Origin of the sequence: Cedecea sp. (assembly GCF_036500665.1) — a bacterium.
GTDB lineage: Bacteria > Pseudomonadota > Gammaproteobacteria > Enterobacterales > Enterobacteriaceae > Cedecea.
The window spans coordinates 174453-200281 of record NZ_DASYBS010000065.1; the positions used below are offsets into that span (position 1 = coordinate 174453).

Annotated in this window: 26 protein-coding genes; 22 read left to right on the forward strand and 4 right to left on the reverse strand. The window is 51.2% G+C overall.

Going from position 1 to position 25829, the window contains the following annotated elements:
- Window positions 1-198: 198 nt before the first annotated feature.
- Window positions 199-1440 (reverse strand): DUF1479 domain-containing protein, encoded by a 1242-nt coding sequence (locus VGM55_RS11450; protein ID WP_331635500.1) that lies wholly within the window; start codon window positions 1438-1440, stop codon window positions 199-201.
- Between the two features lie 241 nt (window positions 1441-1681).
- Between VGM55_RS11450 and alaC the strand changes: the two genes are divergently transcribed.
- Window positions 1682-2920 (forward strand): alanine transaminase, encoded by a 1239-nt coding sequence (gene alaC / locus VGM55_RS11455; RefSeq protein WP_154188715.1) that lies wholly within the window; start codon window positions 1682-1684, stop codon window positions 2918-2920.
- A 208-nt stretch (window positions 2921-3128) separates the two neighbouring features.
- Here the strand turns inward: alaC and ypdK are convergent, their stop codons facing one another.
- The gene (gene ypdK, locus VGM55_RS27490; RefSeq protein ID WP_154188806.1) at window positions 3129-3188 is read right to left on the reverse strand and encodes a membrane protein YpdK; all 60 of its coding nucleotides are present in this window, start codon (window positions 3186-3188) and stop codon (window positions 3129-3131) included.
- 344 nt (window positions 3189-3532) lie between these two features.
- Here ypdK and VGM55_RS11460 point away from each other — a divergent pair, with 344 nt between their 5' ends.
- From VGM55_RS11460 to VGM55_RS11475, 4 genes are all read left to right on the forward strand, one after another.
- Complete coding sequence (locus VGM55_RS11460; RefSeq protein ID WP_154188716.1) at window positions 3533-3874, forward strand: cupin domain-containing protein; 342 nt, start codon at window positions 3533-3535, stop codon at window positions 3872-3874.
- Window positions 3875-3990: 116 nt separating this feature from the next.
- Entirely contained in the window at window positions 3991-5490 is a 1500-nt protein-coding gene (locus tag VGM55_RS11465; RefSeq protein WP_154188717.1) for an MDR family MFS transporter, read from the forward strand.
- Window positions 5491-5492: 2 nt separating this feature from the next.
- Window positions 5493-6254: a LamB/YcsF family protein gene (locus VGM55_RS11470; RefSeq protein WP_154188718.1), complete on the forward strand. Its 762-nt coding sequence runs from the start codon at window positions 5493-5495 to the stop codon at window positions 6252-6254.
- Window positions 6255-6540: 286 nt separating this feature from the next.
- Window positions 6541-8022 carry an APC family permease gene (locus tag VGM55_RS11475; protein WP_331635501.1) on the forward strand — a complete coding sequence of 494 codons (1482 nt, stop codon included), beginning with the start codon at window positions 6541-6543 and terminating at the stop codon, window positions 8020-8022.
- Between the two features lie 59 nt (window positions 8023-8081).
- Here VGM55_RS11475 and VGM55_RS11480 read toward each other — a convergent pair whose 3' ends face one another.
- Window positions 8082-8789 carry a cache domain-containing protein gene (locus tag VGM55_RS11480; protein WP_331635502.1) on the reverse strand — a complete coding sequence of 236 codons (708 nt, stop codon included), beginning with the start codon at window positions 8787-8789 and terminating at the stop codon, window positions 8082-8084.
- Between the two features lie 27 nt (window positions 8790-8816).
- Window positions 8817-9536 carry a FadR/GntR family transcriptional regulator gene (locus VGM55_RS11485; protein ID WP_154188807.1) on the reverse strand — a complete coding sequence of 240 codons (720 nt, stop codon included), beginning with the start codon at window positions 9534-9536 and terminating at the stop codon, window positions 8817-8819.
- 236 nt (window positions 9537-9772) lie between these two features.
- On the opposite strand from VGM55_RS11485, the gene VGM55_RS11490 reads away from it, so the two are divergent.
- The 17 genes from VGM55_RS11490 to tadF all read left to right on the forward strand — a co-directional run bounded on the left by VGM55_RS11490 (window position 9773) and on the right by tadF (window position 25827).
- Window positions 9773-11200, forward strand: coding sequence for a gamma-aminobutyraldehyde dehydrogenase (locus VGM55_RS11490; protein ID WP_331635503.1), 1428 nt, complete (start codon window positions 9773-9775; stop codon window positions 11198-11200).
- An 11-nt stretch (window positions 11201-11211) separates the two neighbouring features.
- Entirely contained in the window at window positions 11212-11685 is a 474-nt protein-coding gene (locus tag VGM55_RS11495; RefSeq protein WP_331635504.1) for an ester cyclase, read from the forward strand.
- A 163-nt stretch (window positions 11686-11848) separates the two neighbouring features.
- Window positions 11849-13753 carry an FAD/NAD(P)-binding protein gene (locus VGM55_RS11500; protein WP_331635505.1) on the forward strand — a complete coding sequence of 635 codons (1905 nt, stop codon included), beginning with the start codon at window positions 11849-11851 and terminating at the stop codon, window positions 13751-13753.
- Window positions 13754-13759: 6 nt separating this feature from the next.
- Complete coding sequence (locus tag VGM55_RS11505) at window positions 13760-14962, forward strand: cytochrome c (protein WP_331635506.1); 1203 nt, start codon at window positions 13760-13762, stop codon at window positions 14960-14962.
- An 837-nt stretch (window positions 14963-15799) separates the two neighbouring features.
- Complete coding sequence (locus VGM55_RS11510) at window positions 15800-16399, forward strand: transcriptional regulator (protein WP_331635507.1); 600 nt, start codon at window positions 15800-15802, stop codon at window positions 16397-16399.
- Window positions 16400-16522: 123 nt separating this feature from the next.
- Window positions 16523-16759: a Flp family type IVb pilin gene (locus VGM55_RS11515; protein WP_154188726.1), complete on the forward strand. Its 237-nt coding sequence runs from the start codon at window positions 16523-16525 to the stop codon at window positions 16757-16759.
- A gap of 69 nt (window positions 16760-16828) precedes the next feature.
- On the forward strand, window positions 16829-17272 hold the full coding sequence (locus VGM55_RS11520; protein WP_331635508.1) for an A24 family peptidase: 444 nt from the start codon (window positions 16829-16831) through the stop codon (window positions 17270-17272).
- Between the two features lie 7 nt (window positions 17273-17279).
- Window positions 17280-18110: a pilus assembly protein CpaB gene (locus VGM55_RS11525; RefSeq protein ID WP_331635509.1), complete on the forward strand. Its 831-nt coding sequence runs from the start codon at window positions 17280-17282 to the stop codon at window positions 18108-18110.
- A gap of 47 nt (window positions 18111-18157) precedes the next feature.
- Window positions 18158-19471 (forward strand): type II and III secretion system protein family protein, encoded by a 1314-nt coding sequence (locus VGM55_RS11530; protein ID WP_331635510.1) that lies wholly within the window; start codon window positions 18158-18160, stop codon window positions 19469-19471.
- On the forward strand, window positions 19468-19944 hold the full coding sequence (locus VGM55_RS11535) for a hypothetical protein (RefSeq protein WP_331635511.1): 477 nt from the start codon (window positions 19468-19470) through the stop codon (window positions 19942-19944). The genes VGM55_RS11530 and VGM55_RS11535 overlap by 4 nt, the downstream gene beginning before the upstream one ends.
- A gap of 11 nt (window positions 19945-19955) precedes the next feature.
- Window positions 19956-21062, forward strand: coding sequence for a tight adherance operon protein (locus tag VGM55_RS11540; RefSeq protein WP_331635512.1), 1107 nt, complete (start codon window positions 19956-19958; stop codon window positions 21060-21062).
- 2 nt (window positions 21063-21064) lie between these two features.
- A complete protein-coding gene (locus VGM55_RS11545) occupies window positions 21065-22345 on the forward strand; it encodes a CpaF family protein (protein ID WP_331635513.1) in 1281 nt (426 codons plus the stop codon).
- Window positions 22346-22347: 2 nt separating this feature from the next.
- On the forward strand, window positions 22348-23220 hold the full coding sequence (locus VGM55_RS11550; RefSeq protein WP_154188731.1) for a type II secretion system F family protein: 873 nt from the start codon (window positions 22348-22350) through the stop codon (window positions 23218-23220).
- Window positions 23220-24059 (forward strand): type II secretion system F family protein, encoded by an 840-nt coding sequence (locus tag VGM55_RS11555; RefSeq protein WP_331635514.1) that lies wholly within the window; start codon window positions 23220-23222, stop codon window positions 24057-24059. The genes VGM55_RS11550 and VGM55_RS11555 overlap by 1 nt, the downstream gene beginning before the upstream one ends.
- A 76-nt stretch (window positions 24060-24135) precedes the next feature.
- Window positions 24136-24783 carry a tight adherance operon protein gene (locus tag VGM55_RS11560; RefSeq protein WP_331635515.1) on the forward strand — a complete coding sequence of 216 codons (648 nt, stop codon included), beginning with the start codon at window positions 24136-24138 and terminating at the stop codon, window positions 24781-24783.
- Complete coding sequence (locus tag VGM55_RS11565) at window positions 24783-25274, forward strand: TadE/TadG family type IV pilus assembly protein (protein ID WP_154188733.1); 492 nt, start codon at window positions 24783-24785, stop codon at window positions 25272-25274. The genes VGM55_RS11560 and VGM55_RS11565 overlap by 1 nt, the downstream gene beginning before the upstream one ends.
- A 31-nt stretch (window positions 25275-25305) precedes the next feature.
- Window positions 25306-25827, forward strand: a complete 522-nt coding sequence (tadF, locus tag VGM55_RS11570) for a tight adherence pilus pseudopilin TadF (protein WP_331635516.1) — start codon at window positions 25306-25308, stop codon at window positions 25825-25827.
- The last annotated feature ends 2 nt before the right edge of the window (window positions 25828-25829 follow it).

Below are 25829 nucleotides of genomic sequence, written 5' to 3' on the forward strand. Positions count from 1 at the left end.
CCGGCTTAAATCGCCTCGGTTTTCTCTCCGACTGGCCGGGAGTCCGGGTTCTTAGGGGAGTGACGGTGACTCCCCTAAGACGTTCACCGGTTCGGTGGTGACATATGAAACAGGACTAGAAGTGAACGGAACCTTACCCAGGCCTGCATAAGTGTCGATATTTATGACTAAGTGGCAACTCTGGCAGGGTGAGGCTCATTACTTCCCGCCAAGCTGCTCCTTCCCGGCGGCGGTCAAATCCTGGCCGGTCGCGCGGCCAACAAAATCCACCTCAAAATCGTCGGCAGCGAAATCCGGCGGCGTTTTGCCTTCGACAAAGGCTTCCCACTGGCGCGGCAGGTACTCTGCGTTCTTCTCGCACCATGGCGCGGCGGCGATGTACATCACGTTGCTGTCGAACTCGCCGAGGTGTTCATTCTCGACGGAATGAATCACATCGCAGTGCCAGAAAACAGTGTCACCCGGCTCCATATCGGGAATTGAGGAAATCCCAGTCAGTAAAAGGGGATGCCACGCTTTGTTAATGGATAATGCTCTTCCGGGCTTTGCCTCGCACAACGATTCTTCCGGCACATCATCCTGCAGCGCGCGCAGCAGGATCCAGGCCATGGCGTTGGCGACCGGCAGCAAATTCAGCGTACCGCCGTGCTTGCGCTGCGGGGTGAGTGCCGTCCAGCCCTGAAAAGTACGGAACATCGAACAGACGGCGGGAGACGGAAACTCCCTGACTTCAGTACGCCCTTCGGCGGCAAACGGATCGTAATCCTGCCACTGGCCGGAAAACACGTGGCGATAGACGTGGCGGAAGTTCTCGTCCAGCCAGCGCTCAACCGAGCCGCCGTCAACGTGTGGGGAAAGCCCCAGCGAGCTTGAACGAGGCGGGCGGCGGCGGGTACGGTCCGCGTATGACACGACACGGTTTGGGTCGAAGTGCTGCCTGCCGCTGCTTTCTGTTTGCCAGAGATTATTGAGGAACACCTGCACCGCTTTCATGCGTTCGTGCTGGCGGGCTTCGGTCTGCGGTTTCGACCAATAAATGCCATAAATTTGCGGCTTACTGTCGGCTAGCGTGCCGAAATAGTTATCTTCGGCGGCATTTTTCAGGCGCTCGACAAAATGGTTACGTTCCAGATAATTGCCGATTTCTTCATTCCATGCGGCGGCCTGCTCCTGCGGGAAAACGCCCCGCACCGTACAACAGCCGCGCTGGCGGATCAGCGCTTTTTGCTGCTCGCTGACGCGGCCTTGCAGAATGTCGTCGGCGTCGAGCTGCGGAACCGGGTTCTCACCCCGATCCATTTCAGCGCGGATCGTCTCGATCTGTTGACGAATATTGGCCTCAAGTTCGGCGAAAACCGACTGATAATCAGGCAGATCGTGGCGCAGCTTTTGTTTTATCTCGCGGATAGCTTTTGGCAGATCGTTAATGTCCAGGTGCATAGGTGGCTCCATCTTTCAGAGGGTAGGTTACTGAGTTGTTGCTACCTGGTTAATGTATGCCTGATTTGGAAAATGAAATAGAGATGACTTTCATTTGAAACTTCCTGTTTTATGTCACGGAAAAAATATTTTCACTTCCCCCTCGACAGGTGATTTTTATTCAGGCTATTTTCAAAACAGGCCACATCGCGTGGCAGCGTCGCTCGGACGGTCCGGGCGCTCACGTTACTCTGAGGAATTTATGGCTGACTCCAGTCCAAAACGTCGTTTTTCGCGTATCGATCGCTTGCCCCCTTACGTTTTTAACATCACTGCCGAACTGAAAATGGCTGCGCGACGCCGCGGCGAAGACATTATTGATTTCAGCATGGGCAACCCCGATGGGGCGACGCCGCCGCACATCGTTGAGAAGCTTTGCACCGTGGCCCAGCGTGAAGACACGCACGGTTATTCCACCTCGCGAGGGATCCCGCGCCTGCGCCGCGCCATTTCACGCTGGTACAAAGACCGTTACGATGTGGATATCGACCCGGAAAGCGAAGCCATTGTGACTATTGGCTCCAAAGAGGGACTGGCGCACCTGATGCTGGCGACGCTGGATCACGGTGACACCGTGCTGGTGCCGAACCCAAGTTACCCGATTCATATCTACGGGGCGGTGATCGCCGGGGCGCAGGTTCGTTCCGTGCCGCTGGTGGAAGGGGTGGATTTCTTTGCCGAGCTTGAGCGAGCGATTCGCGAAAGCTACCCGAAACCTAAAATGATGATCCTTGGCTTCCCGTCTAACCCAACCGCGCAGTGCGTAGAGCTGGAGTTCTTCGAAAAGGTTGTTGCGCTGGCGAAGCAGTATGACGTGCTGGTCATCCATGACCTGGCGTATGCCGATATTGTTTACGACGGCTGGAAAGCGCCATCTATTATGGAAGTACCGGGCGCGCGCGACGTGGCGGTTGAGTTCTTTACGCTGTCAAAAAGTTACAATATGGCGGGCTGGCGCATTGGTTTTATGGTGGGGAATCAGGAGTTGGTCAGCGCGTTGGCGCGTATCAAAAGTTACCATGATTACGGCACCTTTACGCCGTTACAGGTTGCGGCTATTGCTGCATTAGAAGGTGACCAGCAGTGCGTGCGTGACATTGCAGAACAGTACAAGCGCCGCCGTGATGTGCTGGTAAAAGGCCTGCATGAAGCCGGTTGGATGGTGGAGTGCCCGAAAGCATCGATGTACGTGTGGGCTAAAATTCCTGAACAGTACGCGGCAATGGGATCGCTGGAGTTTGCCAAAAAGCTGCTGCAGGAAGCCAAAGTCTGCGTTTCACCGGGGATTGGTTTTGGCGACTATGGCGACACCCACGTCCGCTTCGCGCTGATTGAAAACCGGGATCGTATTCGCCAGGCTGTACGCGGCATTAAAGCGATGTTCCGTGCCGACGGGCTGCTGCCGCCGTTGCCCAAAAATGCCGCCGAGAACGCTGAGTAATAAAACCAAAACAGGAGCCTTTTGGCTCCTGTTTAATGTGATGACAAACAGCCGAAAAACGTGGTTTTCGACTGTTTGGGGTAAATCAGAGAAAGTAATTCATTGTTTTTATTAAATCATGCTCTGATTTGATAGCAAACTTGCTTATCAGAAACCAAAACAGGAGCCTTTTGGCTCCTGTTCTGTTTGCGCTGCTGCCTGTGACCGTTTATTCAACCATCAGGAAGAAGGTGCCGGCCCACAACACAACAATCACAGAAATACCCATCAGAAAATATTTCACTTCACATCACTCCGCGCTGGCGCGCATCTCAACAGGTACATAATAAGCTGAAGCCGCAAACCGATTTTTGTTGCCGCTCCATCTGGTATTCGGAGGTAAACCTTACCCGGACGGCGCTAATGTACTCTCAAATCCAAAATGAAAACAAGTGTCTCAAAATTGTGACAGTTGTCTATTTTTTAAACTTTTGATTGGTGCTTTTTTTTTGTCATAAATCGTTTTAAAAACATTTGGTTAGATTGAGTTTTTGTGGGTAAATTACCACAAAAAATAAGTGCATTTGCTCACAATAAAATTTATGAATTTTTATCGTTAACAAAGGGGAAATTATGATCGTTTCAAAAGAAAATGCGGAACACTATCTGTGGGGCGGTGGTTGCGACGGATGGCACTTGCTAAAGGATCCTGCGCTAAGCGTGATTCACGAACGCATGCCCGCAGGTCGGGCCGAGCAAAGACACTATCATTCGACGGCGCAGCAGTTCTTTTTTGTGTTATTCGGGGAATTAACGATGGTGCTGGAAGGGCAATGTTATGTGGTTTCATCCGGAAAGGGGATCCCGATTCCGCCACAGGTAAAGCATCAGGCCCGCAATGATTCCGGGAACGAGGTCGAATTTTTGGTTATCTCCCAGCCCATGACGCGCGGCGACAGGGTTAATCTGGAATAACGAAGTCAATGCGCTTTTCAGAGTTTTGATGCAGCTTAGGCGGGGTTTAAGCAGGTATCTTTACACTTTCAGCAAACCGCCCGGGCGAACTGATTCCCCCTTTAACGAAAACGACGATGACAACTTCTGAAACCACTTCAGCCGGCTTGCCGAAAACAACCTCCGTGCGCCTGCTTTTCGCCGCCCTCATGTTAGTCATGCTGCTGGCTGCGCTGGACCAAACCATTGTTTCTACTGCCTTGCCTACCATCGTGGGAGAACTGGGCGGGCTGGACCGGCTTTCCTGGGTTGTGACGGCCTACCTGCTTGCCTCGACGATAGTGGTTCCGTTGTACGGAAAATTCGGCGATCTGCTGGGGCGTAAAGTCGTGCTGCAAACGGCCATTGCGGTGTTTCTTCTCGGTTCAGCGTTGTGCGGCCTTGCTCAAAACATGACGCAGCTTATTTTAACGCGCGCGCTACAAGGGCTGGGGGGCGGTGGGTTACTGGTGGTCACCATGGCGGCCGTAGGAGATGTGATCCCGCCTTCTGAACGCGGTAAATACCAGGGACTGTTCGGCGGGGTATTCGGCCTGGCAACGGTGATTGGCCCGCTGATTGGCGGTTTTCTGGTGGAACATTTTTCCTGGCGCTGGATTTTCTATATCAACCTGCCGCTGGGGATTTTTGCCCTATTGGTCATCGGCACGGTGCTCAGGTCCCAGACCGCACGTGTGCGCCACCAAATTGATTTTCTCGGCGCGGGTTATCTGACGATTTCACTGACTTGCCTGATTTTATTCACCAGCGAAGGCGGCACGGTGTTTGCCTGGTCCGATCCCCAATTGTGGTGCGTCTTTGCGTTCTTTGTCGTGACGCTTGCCGGGTTTATCTATGAAGAGCGGCTGGCGATTGAACCGATGATCCCGCTGCACCTGTTCCGTAACCGCACCTTTTTATTGAGCTGCCTGATTGGGTTTATCGTCGGCATGTCATTGTTTGGATCGATGACCTTTTTGCCCCTCTACCTGCAGGTTGTGAAATTCTCTACGCCATCCCAGGCGGGGATGCAAATGCTGCCGCTGATGGGCGGGCTTATCCTGACCTCAATCATTAGCGGGCGCATCATCAGTAAAATAGGCCGTTACCGCATCTTTCCTATTATTGGCACGTTGCTAAGTTTTATCGCTATGGCGCTGCTCGGTACGCTGAAGCTTGATACCCCGCTCTCTACGCTCTATTTGTACATCGCGCTGCTGGGGCTTGGTCTCGGTATGGTAATGCAGGTACTGGTGCTGGCGGTGCAGAACAGCGTGGAAATCAAGCTCATCGGCGTGGCGACCTCAAGCGCGACGCTGTTTCGCTCCATCGGTGGATCTATCGGCGTGGCCGCGTTTGGCGCGGTGTTTACGTCAGTATTACGCCGCAACCTCGAAACGCTGATCCCCGCAGGCACGCAGCTGCCGCGTCAGACTGGAGCCACAGCGGTGCACCAGTTGCCAGAAGCCATCCGTAACGACTATCTTCAGGCTTTCGGCTCCGCCATTCATTCCGTATTTATTATTTCGGCGAGTGTGATAGTGCTGGGGTTCGTGCTGGCGTTATTTATGAAAAATGAGCCTCTGCGTAAGGAATAACGATGAAAAAAAGAATCGATTTAAACAGCGACTTAGGCGAAAGTTTTGGCCAGTGGACGATGGGAGATGATGCCGCCATTTTGCAGATTGTCAGTAGCGCGAACGTTGCCTGTGGTTTTCATGCCGGATCTCCCGCGGGCATTCTGGAAACGCTTCGTGCCGCCAGAGTACAGGGTGTGGCCGTGGGAGCTCATGTGGCTTACCCGGATCTCGTTGGTTTTGGGCGGCGCAATATGGACATTGCCAGCGACGAACTGACGGCGGATGTTATCTACCAGATTGGTGCGCTACAGGGGCTGGCGCAGGCGGCGGGGACAAGCGTGCGTTACGTGAAGCCGCATGGCGCGCTGTACAACACGATTGCCGATAACCGGCGCCAGGCCGATGCGGTACTCGACGCTATTCTGTCGGTCGCACCCGCTCTGCCGCTGGTGGCGCTGGCGGGCTCACCGCTGCAAGCATGGGCGCGGCAGAAAGGGGTAAGAACCATTGCCGAAGCCTTTGCTGACCGGGCCTATCACTCTGACGGTTCACTGGTGTCGAGACGCGAACCCGGTGCCGTTTTGCATGATGCCCGGCAGATTGCCTTGCGCATGTTCAGGCTGATTACCGAAGGCGGCGTTGAGTCGATAGAAGGGGAGTTTACCCCTGTTCAGGCCGACTCTATCTGCGTTCATGGAGACACCGCCGGAGCCATCGCCATGGCGGGAGAAATCCGCAGGTTATTTGAAGCGGAAGGGATCGTCATTCAGGCTTTCGCCTGATAAGTAAGATGGCATGTTAGAGAACGATCGTTGCCTCTTTATTTTTCGTGGCAATTGAACGTAACCCATTGCAGACGCTGCTGGCAATGGGTTCTGGCAGGCGGCATAGTCCGCTTTTTACTTGTCCTGTAGCATGCTCATTCCCTTTTCTTTTGTCTTCCGTGATTAACAATAAGATAACATTATATCTAACAAAATTGTGACAAAGCACAATATACATATAACTTAATATGTTTTATAAAATGTAGCCATTGCCTGCAACTATGCCACCTAAAGAGAAAGACATATGGAACAGACATCTGCTACAAAAAGTACCGTACCGCCGCCGGAGAAGGGCCAGCAGTTCAACCGCTCCATCGGCCTTGTGTCCAACTTTGCGCTTGGCTTTACCTACCTCTCGCCGTTGACCGCCGTTTATTCCCTGTTTGCGCTGGCGATAACCCTCGCCGGGCCGCCGGCTATCTGGTGGATCCTGATTGCCGCCTGCGGGCAGCTGCTGGTAGCGCTGGTGTTCGGCGAAGTCGCTTCGCAATATCCGATAACCGGCGGGCTATATCCGTGGGCCAGAAGGCTGTGGGGGAAAAAATACGCCTGGATTGCGGCGTGGATTTACCTTTGGGCGCTGGTGGTGACGATTACGTCTATTGTTGAATACACCTCGACCTTCGTGGCTTCGCTCTTCCATTACGGCGATACGCCGCTGGCGATGCTGCTGACTTCCGTGGTGCTGCTCACCATCATGATGGGCGTGAACATGTCAGGGACGAAAAACCTGGCCAGAGTCGCCGGCTTCGGCTTCTGGTGCGAAATCATCAGCGTGATTGCGCTCGGTATTTACCTGTTGATTTTCCACCGCAATCAGCCATTCTCCGTGGTGTTTGACGCCATGGGCGCGCTGGCGAAAGATGGCAGCTACGGCACGGCGTTTATGTCGGCGTCGCTGATGGGCCTGTTTATGTTCTTCGGCTTCGAAGCCTGCGGCAACGTGGCGGAGGAGGTCAAAAATCCAGGGCGTAAGATCCCGGTGGCGATGATCCTCAGCATTGTCTTCGGCGCGATCTCCGCGGTGATCTCTATCCTCGGCTATCTGCTGTCATCCCCGGACCTGATGAACATCGTTAATGGCAAAATTGCCGATCCGATCCCGGCGATTCTCAATGACGCGCTGGGCGAGAAGGGCGCAACCGTGTTTATCGTGATTGCCATCGTGGCGATGCTGTCCTGCATTCTGTCTCTTCAGGCCGCGCTGAGCCGCCTGATCTTCTCGTTCTCCCGCGACAAAATGCTGCCGGGCAGCGAGTGGATGGCGAAGATTTCGAAGCACAGCGTGCCGGACAACGCGATGCTGATAAGCTGCCTGCTGCCGATGGTGATTTGCGTCTGGGTGTACTTCCAGCCGGGTAACCTGGCCAGAATCACCGCGTTTGCGGTTATCGGCATCTACGTTTCGTTCCAGATGGTGATTCTTGCCGCGCTGCGCCAGCGGCTCAAAGGCTGGAAGCCTGCGGGAGAGTGGACGCTGGGGGCGTGGGGCATGCTGGTTAACGTGCTGGCGCTGGCCTACGGCATTGGCGGCATCTGGCTGCTGGCCCAGCCTGCCGATAGCGCAACCTTTCTTGACCGCTGGACGGTGCTGATTGGCCTGGCCCTGGTCATTGGCTCGGGGCTGGTCTATATGTCGATAGCCAGGCCGTTCGGCCACTCTGATGCGCCAGAAAATGACGCCATTGAATACGCTAAACGGCTAAATCTTTCTCGCGAATATTAATAAAAAGGGCCTTATGGCCCTTTTTTTCTGTATGCTTTTGTCCACATTATTCATGGGGCTTATGCCCCTTTTTTAATCAGCTCATACAACGTGCAGTATTCTGTTTTATAGACTTCGACCGCGTCATTGTCGTTCAGCAGTTCACCTACGCGATATTTTGGATAAGTAGAGAAAATAATCCGCTTATCTAAATTAGTCAGAATAACTTTGTGGTTATTAAACAGCGGAAGTAATTCTTGCTCCACTTCGCTGACCAGCACATCAATAGCGGCAACGCCGATAAAACGTCCGGCACAATAAACCGGCATCGCCGACGTCAGGGTATAAGACGTATTACAAACGTAATCCACGTAGGGGCCATGAATATAGGCTTGACCGTTCTCCTGAGCATCTTTAAACCACTCGAAGGTCCTGAAATCCAGCCGCTGCTGGGTGGCCTGGTCCAGGTCGAGGTTAACCTTTTTCACGCCATCAGCTTTTTTGTACCACCACTCCAGCAGCCAGTACTCTTTATCTTCATTGCTGCCTTCAATATGGCTGGCAAAGCCGGAACCGGAACAGTAAGGCGTCCGGTTGAGCGTCTCTTTGATATGCTCCTGAATAATGCGTTTTATCGAGGGATCCAGCAGCAGTTTGAGGTTATTGCCCTGGCACGCTGCCAGGGTGGACTCGACCTGTTCGGCAAGGGCGATGGTTGCGTCAATGGTGGTGGTAATGATGTCGTCAATTTTACGGGTAAAGGGGGTTAGGGTTGCAGGTACATTCATAGTGATGCCCGTGTTGTTGTGTTGGTTTTATTTATATTTTAATTTACTTTCAATAAGATAGAAGGTGAATGTGTCGATAAGCTGCGTGGCTAACCGCACCGCCTCCTGCTCGTTATGGTTCTCCAGTGCAGCGATCAATTCGGTGTAGACATCAATAATTTCGCGGTGAATAGCCTCGTCGCGATAAAGAATGGCAACCAGTGAAGCCCACTCAGCCTGAAGCAGCAGCTCCTGGTTGGCGAGCCTTGCGGACTGAGAACTGGCGGAGAGCGCCAGCAGGCAGCGCATATCGGCCTGCGTTTTAAGCTCCGGCGTGCTGGCGGACTTTAGCGCCTCAACAAATTCCCGTAGCCGGGTAATATCCGCCGTGGTCATTCTTCTGGATGCCAGCTTTGCGCTGTGGCTTATTATTGCGCAATGCATTTCACCCAGGTCAGAAATATAGTCGGAGCTAATGTTCTTAAAGGGGTGAAGGGAGGTATTAAATTCACCGCTATTTTCACAAACAAAGCTGCCGCCGTTACGCCCACGAACCGTATGGATTAAATGGTTTGCCCGTAGGGTATTTAATGCTTCCCTGATGGTGATGTGTGAAACCCCCATCATTTTGGCAAGGTCGGCCTCATTAGGCAGCTGCTCATTAGCCTCAAGTAAACCAGTAATAATTGCATTTGAAAGGCGCTGCACAATCTGATCGGAACGACTTGCCTGTCCTATAGGTGCGAATATTACTGCATGAGTAATCATATTCATCTCTGATTAAAAGTCCCTGAATCAACGGTTATTGATAGCACAGGCAAGCCTTTTAAGAAAGGTTTTGGCAGGCTACCAGAACCGGGCGTTTTCTCATTTTCTCGATCCTTGTCATGTAAGAGCATTGTTAAATTGTGGGGTTGATCATGTTGCAGCTAAGTGTAGATTGAAAAGCTATCGATCAAAAGATATTACATAATATTGTTTATGTTTAATCTGAGGAGAAGGCGATGCAAATCCTGAAGCATTTCATCAACGGCCAGTATGTGGCGGGCCAGCAGAATGCGCTGTTTGATCTGATCAGTCCGATTAACGGCGAAGTGTATGCCCAGTCGCCTGACGGCGGCGCTGCGGAAGTTAGCCAGGCTTATGCGGCGGCAAAAGCGGCTTTCGCGATATGGAAACATTCACTGCCGTCCGAGCGGCAGCGTGCATTGTTGAAGCTTGCTGACGAAATTGAACGTAACGCTGCACGCATTGTTGAAGTGCAAAGTCAGGAAACCGGCCAGCTTAAGCGCTTTATTGAGCGCGATGAAATCGCTGCCTCCTGCGATGCAATTCGCTTCTTCGCCGGGGCGGCTCGCTGCCTTGAGGGCAAGGCTTCCGGAGAATATGCCGCCGGTTTTACCTCTACCATCCGCCGCGAGCCACTGGGCATTGTCGGCCAGGTTACGCCCTGGAACTACCCGTTCATGATGGCGGTGTGGAAAATCGCACCGGCGCTTGCGGCGGGCAATACCGTCGTGCTTAAACCAAGCGATACCACGCCCATCAGTACCTTACTCCTGGCGGAAATTGCCGCGCCGATTTTTCCTCAGGGCGCGTTTAACGTGGTACTGGGCAAGGCCAATACCGGGTCGCTGGTGGTGTCAAACCCTGAGGCGTCGCTGGTGTCGATTACCGGCTCCGTCCGCGCCGGGCTACAGGTCGCTGCTTCTGCTGCCGCGAACCTGACTAAAGCTCACCTGGAGTTGGGCGGTAAAGCGCCGGTGGTGGTGTTTGCCGATGCGGACATGAACAAAGCGGTAGAGGTCATTACTGCCGCAGGCTTCTCGAATGCCGGGCAGGATTGCACCGCGGCAACGCGCATCATCGTTGAAGCTTCCGTTTATGACGCCTTCCTTGAGAAGCTGATTCAGAAAACAAAAGCGATTACCTTTGGTGAACCGGATGATCACAATGCGCTTTACGGCGCCCTAAACAGTCGCAACCAGCTGGAACAGGTCACGGGATTTATTGAACGGCTTCCGCCTCATGCAAAAATTGAAACCGGTGGCAAAAAGGGCGCAGGCCCTGGCTTCTACTTTGAGCCGACGATTATTTCCGGGCTGAAGCAGCGCGACGAGGCTATCCAGCACGAGGTCTTTGGTCCGGTAATGACCATTCAATCTTTCAGCAGCGAAGAGGAAGCGCTCAGCAGAGCCAACGATGTGGAATATGGCCTGGCGGCAAGCGTCTGGACCAGCAGCCACAGCCGGGCACAGCGCTTCAGCACCCGGCTGGATTTCGGCACCGTGTGGATCAACAACCATATCCCGCTGTGTGCGGAAATGCCCCACGGCGGCTTTAAAAAGTCCGGCTACGGCAAAGACCTTTCTTCCTATTCACTCGACGAATACACCCGCATCAAACACATCATGTGCGATATCACTGAATAAGGATTTTTGCGATGAAAATAATCAATGCCGCTGCGCTGTCGCTGGTTCTGTTCTCAACCCTGGCGCTGGCCGAAAGCTCTCCGCTCACGGTGGTGAAAAACTACATGGCCGCGTGGAACGCCCATCAAGCCGGACAGGCGGCGGAATACCTCGCCAGCGACATGGTGTATTACGACGCCGCGGTCGGTACGCCCGTCGAGGGTAAAGAAAAAGCGGAAAAAGAGGTGATTGGCGCGTTTATTAAAGCGGTGCCGGACCTGCGCTGGCAGATGACCAGCGAGCCGGTTTACAACAAAGATACCATCGCCTTTCGCTGGACGTTCAGCGGCACCAACAGCGGCGAATGGAGCGGCAGCCCGGCGACCAACAACCCGATTAAGTTTGAAGGCGTGAGCTTCATCAAAGTCAGCCACGGCAAAATCAGCTGGCAGGGCGACTATTACGACTCGAAGAAACTCGACGAAGAGCTGAAGCCGCGCAAATAGACGACAGAGCGCCGCTGCCGGGCGGTTTCCGGCCAGCGGCGTGCAGGCCCCCGTTACCAGAAATGACATCAGAGCTAACAGGCTTATCGCGTAGCGAAGCGGCAATGAGTTTGTTATCATTTAGTGAATAATATGTCTAAAGGACTGATAAAAAAGGTTATCTATGTCTATTACCCGACGTGACTTTCTTAACGGGATGGCCATTGCAATTGTCTCTGGTTTAACGCCTCTGCAACTGGTGAGAGCTAACGGCAACGCGCCCGGCAGCGCCGTTATCAATACAGATTACTATCCTCCGAGCCTCACCGGGCTGCGCGGTAACCATCCCGGATCGTTCGAAATGGCGCACGCTCTTGGCCGCGAGCACGAAAAATTCGACTTCGGCAAGCTGCCGGTAGAAGAAGAGTACGATCTGGTGATTGTCGGCGGCGGCATTAGCGGCCTGGCGGCAGCCTGCTTCTGGCAGGAAAAAATGGGCAAGGAGGCTAAAATCCTTGTCCTCGACAACCATGATGACTTCGGCGGGCACGCCAAGCGCAACCAGTTTAACGTTGGCGGAAAAACGCTGCTCGGCTACGGCGGCAGCGAGTCATTCCAGTCGCCCAACAGCAACTTCAGCCCGGTGGTTCAAGGCCTGATGGACTCCCTGGGCGTTAGCATCACGCGCATGAAGAGCAGCTTTGACACGACCTTCTACCCGGACCAGCACCTGAGCCGCGGTGTGTTCTTCGATAAAAAGAACTTTGGCGAAACCAAAATCGTCAGCGGCGACCCTGGCCGCGCGGTGTCGGACGACATTCCGCCGGACAGGCTGAATGGCCGCAGCATCGAAGCCTTTATCAACGACTTCCCGCTGAGCGAAGCAGACCGCAAGGCGCTGCTGGATCTTCACGTAAACCCCGCCGATTACTTGCAGGGGATGACGGTCGAGCAGAAAACCGAATGGCTGGATAATCACAGCTACCATGAATTCCTCGAGATGAAAGTCGGCTTAAGCAAAATGGCGCTGATGTACTTCCAGCAGCGCACCAACGACTTCTTCGCCATTGGCATTGAAGGCGTGAGCTGCGGCGACGCGCGTGCCTGTGCGCTTCCGGGGATGGAGGCGATGGGCCTGCCGCCGCTGGATGGTGAGGCGCTGGCCGACCTTGAAGAGCCGTACACCTATCACTTCCCGGACGGCAATGCCGGGCTGACGCGCCTGATGGTGCGCAAGCTGATCCCTGAAGCGCTGCCGGGCAGCACGATGGAAGATTCCGTCACCGCCAGGCTGCACTATGAGCTGCTGGACAGGCCGGAAAACGGCACCCGCATTCGCCTCAACAGCAGCGTGATTAACGCCGCCAATGTCGATGATGGCGTGGTGGTGAGCTACATCAACAATCAAAGCGGCAAACTGCACCGCGTGAAGAGCCGCAACGCCATTATGGCCGGCTACAACATGATGATCCCGTATATCGTGCCGGAGGCGCCGGAGCAGCAGAAAGAAGATCTGCGCCTCAACGTCAAAGCGCCGCTGGTTTATACCAACGTGGTGGTGAACAACTGGCGAGCCTTTAAGAACACAGGCGTGCATGAATTCTATTCCCCGGCCGCGCCGTACAGCCGCGTGAAGCTCGATTACCCGGTAAGCATGGGCGATTATCATCACCCGCAGACGCCGGATGATCCGATGTGTATCCACATGGTTTACGTCCCGACCTATCCGGGCAGCAACATGTCTCCGCGCGAGCAGTTCCGCCGGGGGCGCGCTTTCCTGCTGGGCTCCACCTTTGAAGCCCATGAGCAGATGATTCGCTCCCAGCTGCAGGAGATGCTGGGCCATACCGGTTTTGACCACGCGCGCGATATCGCGGCGATTACGGTCAACCGCTGGGCGCACGGCTATGCCTATTACGCTAACTCCCTGAGCGATGATATGGAAAAGATGCCCGAGATTATCAACCGCGCTCGCCAGCCGATAGGCCGCATCACGATTGCTAACTCTGACTCCGACTGGAGTGCTTATGCTCATGCGGCGATTGACCAGGCATGGCGTGCGGTGAACGAACTTGTGGCGATGGGGTAACCAGACATGAAACGTATTTTAGCGGCTATCTCCCTTCTCTTTTCCGCCAGCGGCTATGCTGCCGTTTCGCAGGGCGAGTACGTGGCGCGCGCCTCTGACTGCATTGCCTGCCATACCGTAGACGGCGGCCAGGCGATGGCCGGAGGCAAGAAATTTGCCACGCCGGTGGGTGATATTTACTCCACCAACATCACGCCGGACAAAACCCACGGCATCGGGGATTACAGCTACGAAGATTTCGAGAAGGCTGTTCGCCAGGGTATTGCCAAGGATGGCCACGCGCTCTACCCGGCGATGCCTTATCCTTCCTACGCCAAAATGACCGATAAGGACGTGAAGGCGCTGTACGACTACTTTATGAAGGACGTCACTCCGGCGGCGACCGCCAATAAAGAGAACGACATTCCGCTGCTGCTGTCGGCCCGCTGGCCGCTGCGCGTGTGGAACGGCCTGTTCGTGGATGATGTAAAATCCGGTGGAGTCGTGGTTGAAGCCCGTGGGGATAGCGCCGAGAAAATCAAACGTGGCGCCTATCTGGTGCAGGGGCCGGGCCACTGCGGCGCTTGCCATACGCCGCGCGGCATGGCAATGCAGGAGAAAGGCTACGATGACTCAAGCCCGGAATTCCTGAGCGGGGCGATGATCGACGGCTGGTATGCGCCTTCTCTGCGCGGCATGAATATGTCGACGCAGGAAGTGAAAGATCTGCTGAGCAAAGGCCGCAGCCAGCATCACGCCATTGCTGGCCCGATGGGCGAAGTGGTGACTCAAAGCACCCAGTACCTGACGGATGCAGACCTGGAGGCTATCGCGCTGTATATCGCCAACTTCACGTCGCAAAAAACAGCGGCCACGCCGGTGAATGCTGCCGTGTTCTCACAGCCGTCCGATGGAAAAACTCTCTACATGCGCTATTGCTCAACCTGCCACAGCCCGGACGGGAAGGGCACCGACTATAACGTACCATCGCTGGTGGGGAATTCTGCTGTGATGGCGAAAGATCCGTCGTCGCTGATCCGCGTGATAGCCGACGGCGCGCATACGCCGCAAACCCAGGGCACTATTCCGTTTATGATGCCCGGCTACAAAGGCGTGCTGTCGGACAAAGAGATGGCCGATGTGGTGAACTATGTACGCGGCTCCTGGGGCAACGGCGCGCCGGCCGCAAGCGAAGCTGACGTGAAGACGATTGTCGGGGAAGCTAAGTAACAAGCTTACCTGACCAGTCATAAAGGGGTCTCTATGACCCCTTTATGGTTTCCAGCTACCGTATCCTGCAGAATTATCCGCGTGTGGTTAAATTCTCAATGTGTTTTCAATAGTAGAAACATATTTAATGATAAAGTTATTGATGCTTCCTCTCTTACAGGAAAGTTAAGTTCACCATGAGAGTATGGCAGGGGGATTAGGCATTGATTGGCTAATTCTTGCTTGTTATCAATAATGCTTTTATTTTTAACTGTAATTCTTCTCATTAGCTGTGATGAATTTTCTTATTTTATGATGGCGAATGTTGATAATGGTTGAGTGGCTTACCCACCATAACGAGTTATGGCTTGCATGGTTTTACCCTGAACCTATGATGTTCAAAGAGTAAATGTAAATAAAGGAGCTATATAAGCTGTTCGCTGAGCATGGTATCGGTTAACCTGCTTAAAACAAAACATTCAGCCATGCCAGGGTACCGCGCCCCGTGTATGCGCTGTCTACCCTCTTGATGACTATTGATGCCACCCTCGGGTGGCATTTTTTTTTACCCACGCACGCCGCTGATTTGTTATCAGGTGAGAGGGGCTGGTGATTATTATAAGTCGTTACATACCCGACATGGCGATATAAATATTTTGTAATCATTAGCCTTATTAATCAGAGAGAAGTAAAAAATTCTCTATAACTCTTAATACATTTCAAATGAGATCTCTGATGAATAATGAGCTTCTTGATTGTTCAGACGTTTGGTGATAGTTTTCCGGCAAAAAAATAAAAGCATATAATTGATTCTAAGTTAAATCTTATTCTCAGCTGCGAAGAGGGAGGTTGCAGAAAATGGATGTACATTGTACCGCAGACCAGAGTGATTCATTGATTTATATACTGGAGAATGGAGTGAGATTTTTCCCATCCAGGAGGTATATCACTGCTCGCTCTGGCGTTGTCATCAATCTTACAGAAAATAGCTATCGTTTTTTAACGTTGCTACTGAAGGGGGAGACAGATAAACAAAATATCATTAATCAGGTTTGGCATGAGCAGCGGGGAGCGGTAAGCGACAGCAGCTACTACGGGCAAATATACTTACTAAGAAAAACGCTGGATCAGGTTGGTATTTCAAGCGCGATGATAAAAACACTGCCTCGTCGCGGTGTTAAGTATATGGGGAAAGTAGAAATGATACCGGATATGGCGGAACTTTCTCCCACACCCCTTAATCATAACGAGTCCTCCAGGATGCAGGAGAATAAGCCTGAAGCAGAGCCTGTTATAAGAGAGCTGTCAACGTCGGTAGTTTCTAATATTAATAATAAATTCTCGGAATTCGCTTGGTTTAATTCCCGGCACTTTCATCTGTTGGTAACTATTATTGCTATAATCGCCGTTTGTTGGCTTTCTACGCTGGCGGTGGCGGTTTTTATTTTCCTTATCTAAGGTAAGATAATCTGAAGGATAATATGACCACATTGAGGATTTTCAAGAATTGGATTGTTAGCATAGTTCTCGTTTACTGGTGTGAACAAAATTATATTAACAACTTAAAGAAAAGGACTCTCAATGAAAAACTTTATGATTAAAAGTCATGTTAATTGCATGCTGCGTTTTGAGCAGTTTTGCAAAGATCAAAAAGGGGTGACGGCAATTGAGTATGCGCTGATTGGTGTGGCTATGGCGACGCTTTTAGCCTTTATTCTCGGCGATCAAGACTCAGGTTTCCTGGGCGCATTAAAAGAAACCTTCGATAAAATTGCTGAAGCGATTAGCAGCGTGACTATATCAGGCTCAGGTAGCTAAAAAGCACGTAATACAAATAGCTGCAAGTCATCTTGCAGCTATTTTGTCTGCGCAAAATGGAGGTTGCTTGTGGACAATATCCTACAGGGTTTGGCATATATTGACTTTGCAATAATTACTTGCCTGTTATTATTTATATCCTGGCAAGATATTCTTCTTAGAGTTATCTCGAACAGTAGCCTGATTGTTTTACTATGTTTAATTGTTCCCTTTATAGCAATACAGCAGCGTGTCCCCAATATCGTTGCAGCACTGACTGTGATTATCGTTCTCTTTCCACTCTTTATTTATAATATTATGGGGGGGGGAGACATTAAACTCATGGCGGTATTATCGCTGTCGTTTTCATGGCATCAGGTCGCCGACTTCTTCTTTATTATTATTTTCCTTGGTGGCGTTGTTGGCCTGGTTGGAATTATTTTCTTTCGACAATCAGTTCGCGAACGAGGCATACCCTATGGCGTCCCTATTTCATTAGCTTTTATTTTATTCAATGCTGTTGTATTTAACTGAGGTAGATATGAATCACCGCGTGCTTTTTTTTCTCGCAATTACTGCTATTGCCGTCGGTATCGTCGGTATTTTTGTTCAGCGTTATCAGAATCCCTCAGGAAATCAGCTACAGGTGGAGCAACTCTCCGGTGTAAAGGTTATTACAATTGCTGAGGCCAGCAGAGCATTACGACCTTATGAGCTTATAGAGAGTGGTGATTACAGAATAAGAACGGTTGAGGTTGATAGTGCGAAGAAAGATATTCGCGACTTATCTTCTTTATCCTCATTGAATCTCAATGGTTATTTGGTTCGTAACAATATCCCGGAAGGAAGTGCTATTATCCCCGAATTAATTGAAGCGCCGGGAAGTAAAAATTTCATAATGAATAGCCTACGAGGTAATGAGTTGTCTTATGGTTATATAGTGAAGTCTCGGGAGGGATATCTTTTATCTTCACTCAAAGTAGGAGAGAAAGTTTCACTTTTTATCAGGGTTATTGAAGTAGAAAAAGGGAAGAAAAGTGATGTGACCTACGTACCAGAGGGAAGCAATAGTCCCGGTAAAAACATGAAGAAATACGCACTTTCTCCTGTATTGAGCGGGCTGAGCATTTTGGATGTTCAACAGGAGAAAATGAAAGAGGAAAAGAACCACTTATCCGATCCAGATGCCGTGGTGGGGAAAATTATTCTGAGAATGAACCAACAACAGCTTGCCGATCTCAGGGTGGTTGAAAATGCGGGTGAGCTGATTCTTTTCCCGGCTGAAGGCGGCCAGGAGAATAATAAGAAAAAGGGAATGGATGAGGTATTACCTCAGTTCCGGGCAATTAAAGAATTAAGAGGTGGGAAGTGATACATCTTATAAAAATGTCTCATTGCTGGCGTGCTAGTGTTGTGAAAGTGAGCGTCATTTTTCTATTTTTGACTATCTCTTACGCACACGCGCGCGATATCTATATGGTACCGGGTGATTCCCAGGTTATCCAGGTACAGGACAACATTGATACAGTATTTATTTCCTCACCCGATGTGGCTGATTATGAAATTATCGGCGATCGCAGCGTGATGATTTACGCGAAGTCTCAGGGGCGTACCGATTTTGCGCTTTTTGATAAAGAAGGAGAGGTGATAAGCAAAAGTACGTTAGTGGTCGATGCGCTACTCAGCGACATCCAAAAAAAGATTTCGCAAATTGCACCGGACAGTCAGGTGACAATCGAGAAGCTGGGACGAAGCTACGTTATTAGCGGCACCGTTGCCACGGAAGAGGACCGCGACAAGGTTTATCAGATTGTCGGCGAGGGCGTTGGCGCGCAGAAGGCAGTGACGAAAAAGGATGTTGCCAGTACCGGTGGCGCAGGAAACGGTGAAGGGGCAAGCGGCTGGCTTGACTATGTGGCCTATCAAGGCGTGCTCAATAAGCTACAGCTCCCCATGACTAACCAGATCAACGTGAAGTTGTCGGTTGTTGAGGTGACAAAAAGTTTTACTGACAACGTTGGCATTGATTGGGGAACATCAGGATCTACTCCGGGCACGTTCCGCTTTGTGAAATTTGATGCTGAGACGCTCACCGGCCTGGTTCATGCCATAAGCAACGACTCGGTTGCGCGCGTGCTGGCTGAGCCTAATCTGTCTGTGCTGTCGGGAGAAACGGCGGAGTTTCTGGTAGGAGGAGAGGTGCCTGTCGTCACGACGTCTGCTAACAATGGCACCAACGTGCAGTACAAGGAATTTGGCATCAAGCTCAATGTGGGTGCCAAAGTCAGCAGCCGCAAACGTATTCGCATCACCCTCAGCGAAGAGGTCAGCAATATCGATACCGCTTACAGCAGTAAGGCGGGTGACAGCTTTCCTGCTTTGCAAATGCGCAGAGCGCGGACGACGGTAGAGCTGGCGGATGGCGAAAGTTTCCTGCTGGGCGGCCTGCTCAGCAATAACGAGACCGAGGCGCTTGCCCGCATCCCGTTTATTGGTGATGTCCCGATTCTGGGCGCGCTGTTCCGCAATGCCTCTACCTCCCGCACGCGCAGTGAGTTAATGGTTGTGGCAACGGTTAATCTCGTTAAGCCTGTTGGCCAGAACGCAATCGTAGTGCCCGATTTTCAGCGTACCTCTACCTGGGCTCGTTTTTTGAATCTTGATGGCATTCTGAATGCGAGGGATCGAAATATGGCCCAGGAGTTTATTGAACAAGGAGGTTTTATTAAATGAAAAGCAGCGGTTGCGTACTTTTATTGACGTTATTTCTTGCTCCCTGTTTACAGGCTGAAACCTGGGGGGATCCCAGAATAGAAGAGAGGGACATGACGTTAACCAATACTGGCCCGATAGCGCTGGAAATCATGGTTAATAAGATTATCGGTCAGAGTATTAATAAATTTGACGGCAACATCCGCCTTGGCTGGGCCGATGATAACTACTCGGAGACGGCACGACAACTGCGCTCAGCATTAATTCAAAAAGGGATTGCGCCGGAACGGGTATTACTGACCCGGAAGAGCGGCGGTTATAAAAATAATGCCCTTGTCGGTATTGAGATTCGCATCCGGCATATCGTTATGCGGCTGCCAGAATGTGACTATTTGTCACAGAACTATCACTTTAATAACAATGAAACGCATGGCTGCGCGCTAAATAACACCAGAAATTCAACAATGGTTAATTTAAATGACTATTTCTTCTAAGGGCTGTTGCGATGCTGCTATTTCCTCAGAAAAATGAGAAAGCGACCGGAACAGATCAGGCATTCTATGTTCTGTCAGAGCGTAAAGACGTAACTGAAAAACTGGGGCAATTATTAAGGCTGGCGGGTTTTGCGCAGGTGGAAGAGATCCACAAGTCCGTAATGTATGTTACGTCACTTCAGCTAGCTCCTCAGACGCGGGGGATCATCATTGATATTGATGATAGCCTGAATGCGCAGGAGACTATCCAGGCGATTAAAACTTTGGTACCGCGCGATGTCTGGTGCTGCGTAGTGGGGAATCAGGACTCCATCACCCTGGCGCAACGCTATGCCAGTCAGGGGCTTCACTATTTCTATATCGGGGCTCAGGATGATGAGCTGATTCAGGTTGTGACCTCCGGCCGCCGCGTAACTCCCTTTCGCTGGGCGGTTAATATCAGCGTGCTGGGCTGCAAAGGCGGTATCGGCAATACCTCGATAGCTCATCAGCTGGTGAATAACATCATTCAACTGCGGCAGATGCCAACGCTGTTTATTCAGGGGAAAGCGGGTTCAAATGATTTAGATTTGCTCTTCGATAAGAAAATGAACCAGGCGCTGATACCCGCGAATAAATATCTCGACCTCATGTGTTTGCAGGACGATTCACTACCGCAGTTAAAATATGAAACCACCGAAAAATACAATTTTGTGGTGTATGAAGAGACGGCAAATTCTGTTGAGAAAGAGCGGCTAAGGCAAATTATTGAGCATTCATCCTGCCTGATATTAGTTCTGGATCGCTCAATGTCGTCGGTTCGCGTTGTGCGGCAGATGATTGAAATTAACGATTCTATTAGTCGCTCCCAGCGCACGCCACGTCGCGTGCTGATATGCCTCAGCGATAGCAGGCCCGTTTCAGGGGAGATGCTGAGCGTGGAGGATATTCAGACGCTGATTCATCGCAAAATTGACATTGTTTTCCCCTGGCGCAAAACGCAGCTGCGGCCTCCGTTTTTCTCGCTGAAACAGAAATTAAGCCCGGCAGATGCACTCACCCAGCGCGTACTTGGCGCGTCGGAAACAACAGTAAATATTAAGGCGCGATGGAAAACCGGCAGAATGGGAGGGCGATAAAAATGGATGTGGCTATTGAGATACAGGAAAAGCTTCGCGAAGGCGTGCTGAAGAATATTGAAATTAATAAGATTGAGCACCTGGTCAACGATCGCGGGCAACTTCTTCATGAAATAAGCCGCCTGCTGGAAAGAGTCTGCGAGCAAGAAAACGTCTATCTTAGTACGCAGGCGCAGAGCAGCGTCGCGGAAATGATTGTTGATGAGATAATGGGATTTGGACCGCTTCGGTCGCTGCTGGATGACGACACGGTGAGCGATATTCTGGTGAATGGCCCTTCACAGATTTACGTCGAACGGCGCGGAAAGCTTGAGCATACCGACTGCCGCTTTATCAACAATACGCAGCTCACTGATATTGCCAAACGACTCGTGCAGCGGGTGGGGCGACGGCTTGATGCGGGGCAGCCCCTTGTCGATGCGCGCCTGCCCGACGGCAGCCGACTGAATGTTGCTATACAGCCTATTGCCCTGGATGGAACCTCAATCTCTATTCGAAAGTTTGGTAAAAATAATATTGAGCTGGTGGATTTAATCCGAACCGGGGCAATGGATGGCGCAATGGCTAATTTCCTGATCATTGCGGCGCGCTGCCGGCTCAACATCATTATCTCCGGAGGAACCGGATCGGGCAAAACTACGCTGCTAAATGCCCTGTCGAAGTATATCGATGCGGACGAGCGCATTATCACTATGGAGGATGCGGCCGAGCTACGCCTGATGCAGCCGCATGTTTTGCGCATGGAAACGCGGTTAGCAGGGGTTGAAAACACCGGGATGGTGACCATGCGTCAGCTGCTGATCAATTCTCTGAGAATGCGGCCCGACCGCATTATTGTCGGGGAGTGTCGTGGAGAGGAAAGTTTCGAGATGCTGCAGGCCATGAATACCGGGCACGACGGCTCAATGTCGACCCTCCATGCCAATAATCCGCGCGATGCCATATCCCGCCTTGAAAACATGGTGATGATGGCTGGAATGAATATTCCGATTGAATCGATTCGCCGCAATATTGTTTCAGCAATTAACCTTGTTATTCAGGTTTCAAGGCTAAATGACGGTTCCAGGAAAATAATGGCTATCAGCGAAGTTATGGGCATGGAAGGCGACAGGGTCATTCTTCAGGATATTTTTAGCTTTAAAAGCAACAGCGAACGTGATGAGCACGGCAAGATAACCGGCGAGTTTATCAACCACGGCCTGCTGGTACGTTCGGCGGCGATGAGAAATGCCGTCATGTTTAGTCTGGATGAAGAACTAAAGAAAATATTCAATATGGAGTAAACATGTCTTACTGGATAGTGATAGCCGGTATGGTTATTTTCATTATTAATTTATACCGCTGGAGAAAAATTAAGTTAACAATAAGCCAGCAGCCATTGGCGCGGCGTGAATATCTGCCGATTACCTGGTTTGTTTCCTTGTGGAATGAGTGGCGCCAATACGCGCTTGGTGACGGCACCCTCCAGGGCGCGAAGGGGGCAATCGTGGCGGCCGCCGTGGTTGCCGTACTGATTTTTCTCAATAGCAACTGGCTGGAAATAGGTTGGGATATTTTTATTCCGATGGTCGTCGCAGGGGCCTTTTTTGCTCAGTTGCGTATAGGCCGCTCGCTATTACGCCGGGATTTTGAAAACCGCTTCCCGGAGGTGCTGTCGGTGGTGAATGCGGCCGTGTCCGCCGGGAACGGTATCCATCAGGCGTTAAGCCGCTGCGGGAAAAGCGTGGAGGGGAAACTTGGCGAGACCTTTAACCGCATCGATCGACGGCTTAACCTGGGGGAAGAGCCCGAGCGCGTATTTAAGGATGCCTGGCAGGATCACCGCTATCGCGAATTTTATTTTTTCGTCATTGTGATGTTGGTAAGTCTCGAACACGGGGGGCAGCTTCGGGTACTTATTGGGCGTCTGTCTCGTATTATTGTTAACAGCAAAAATATGGCCAGACGAAAAGCGGCCATGACTTCTGAAGCGCGTGCCTCGGCTAAAATTGTCGCTGCCATTCCGCTGTTGTTCTTTTGTGGCATGAAATATTTTAGCCCGGAAAATTTCAATTTTATTATTCACGATCCAACCGGGCGCCTCATCCTGTATTACGTCATTGCCAGTGAGGCCATTGGGATGATTATTATCTGGATCCTGTTAAGAAGGGCTACGTAATGGAATATCTTTTCTGGGGCGTTTTTATACTGGGCGCTGGAATGTGCTTCATCCTAATCAGAAGTAATCAACACTGGAATAAAAAAAGAAAAATTATTGAAACCGATGAAGATCCTTATCACCAAAACGCCGGTGGGATACTTGATTATAAAGCCATTATTATTGATAACAGCAGCACGTTAAGTTTTCTTCATAAAGTTGACAGCGGTCTTACGATGAAGCTACGCATCTGCCTCGGCTGCAATGGGGTGCTGCTGGCAGGTAACATCATGGGGATATTTCCCTTCGGTATGAAAGGCCTGGCAATGTGCGCGCTGGTTAGTATGGTCGCCGTCATTGTTTTACCGGGGATGATAATGAGACCGATGATTGCCACCAAAATCAAGCAGCTGCTGGATGCTTTGCCCTATTTTATTGATCTTATTGCCGTGTGTATTCAGTCCGGTATGACGGCAGAAAGTGCCATTAAATTTATTGCTCAACATGCCGACGAGCTGGATAAAAATCTCGCCACATTGATGGCTTATCTGATTAAGCGTGCTGAGGTGAGCGGGCTGGAGGAAGGACTGCTGGATTTATATCGCGCAATGGATATGACCGAGATGCGTATGTTTTGCTCGACGCTGCAACAGAGTGTGTATTACGGCACATCACTGTATGAAAACCTCATGGAACTCTCAAAAGATATCAGAGAATTACAATTGCTCGATTCTGAAGAGAAAATAGGGAAGCTATCTGCAAAAATGAGTGTGCCATTAATTCTTTTTATCATGTTCCCCATCACTGTGTTAATTGCCGCGCCGGGTATTTTAAGGATGTTAAACAATGCGCTGTTTTAATCAATTTATCATGTTGGCATTAAGCGTTATGTTGCTGGCTGGATGCGTAAATCGCCCATTAAAAAATGAATCTGAGGTGAATTATCAGGAAGATATTCTCCTCAAGGCTAAAAACTATAATGGGCTGATTGCCATGTACCGCAGCTGGCTCAGGCAGAATGATACGCCGGAATCCAGACTGAAACTCTCACGTTATTATTATTTGGCCGGTGACTATAAATCGTCACTTTACTACCTGCAGCCGTTAAACATGGGTAAGGATATGCGGGTCTATATTTTGCAGGCGCAAAATATGATTGCTCTGGGTGATTACGGCCCGGCGATCAGGGTCACCGATAAAATGCTTCAGCAGGAGCCCAACGGTGCCGAGGCCTACAACTTACGCGGCGTTGCGCTGGCTATGTCCGGCAAGCTCGTAGAAGGCAAGGCATCGATTGAGCGGGCGCGAGAGCTGTTTATCGCTGACGATGTTGCCATCAACAATCTGGCGATGATTGCGATGGTTGACGGTCGCTATCAGGAGGCGGTTGGATTGCTGCTGCCGCAGTATTTACGGGGTAAGAAGCAGACGCAAATTTTACACAATCTGGTGCTGTCGCTGGTGAAGGTGGGGGACCGCCGTTACGCGAGAAATATTGTTGAAAGCGAGGGGCTGTCGAAAAAAACGGCTGAACTGATTGAGGCCATGGCGAGTATCTCGCTGCGGGCGAAGGGGGCAAGCTGATGAGGAGCTCCTCGCACAGCCTCCTTCACGAACAGCAGGGTGCCGCGACAATTGAATTTTCTCTGACGGCGATCATTTTTATTTTTATGGTGCTTTTTGTCGCCGAAACAGCACGGCTGGCCTATGTCTCTTCGGTGGTCGATTTGGCGGTCTCTGAAGCCGCTAAAGAGGCAAAGAATGCGCCGTCCAACCTGGAGGGGGGTTATCGCAGCCGTTTTGAAAAACGCTTAACTGAACAGGGCGGTGTCTTGTGGGGTTTTCTGACGCGTGCAGATGCGGTGAATATCACCATTGCCTATGCCGACTCCATCGACAGTATGGCCGCCACGGGTGGCACCAGCGGCTTCAGCAAACAGCCGTTGGCGCGTTACAGGCTCTCTTATCGCTATCATCCGATGTTTTTCCCCTTTCCCGGCTTTTGGGCTAACAACTTACTGACTCGTGAGGTGATTTTTGTTCAGGAATATGAACGTTCACGGTTTATGTACTGATCGGCGTGGCTCGGTAGCCGTTGAATTTGCAATGATGATGCTTTTGCTGCTGGCGTTTATTTTCTTTCTCACCGACCTGGTAGTACGTCAGGCCACGATAGGGCGGCTGGATCGCGTTTCCTACTCCGTTGCCGGTGCCCTGCGTGAACGGATCCAGCTTTACGACGCGCGAGAAGAATTGAATCAAAGAGATGTGGATCAAATTGCCAGGCTGGCCGTGCGGATGCTAACGGATATGCATGAAGAGGCCAGTCTTTCAAACCTGGGGCTGGTGGTGGAGGAATTGCATTTTGAAGATACCACCAGCGTGGGCAGCACCAACAAAGATATCAGCCTTTACCGTCGCTGGCAGAGCGGCGCCGGCGGTACCTGCAGCGCACCTCAGACGCTAAACAAGCTGACGCAGTTGACCCCGAGGGGAAGCTACGGGCGCTGGGTTCCGCTCTATCAGGTGACGGTTTGTCTGCCAACAACCAGTTGGTACACGAGGCTCACCACGTCATTGACGCAAGATCCTCTATTGACCTCCTTCGCCATCGTTATGGCGAGGTAAAG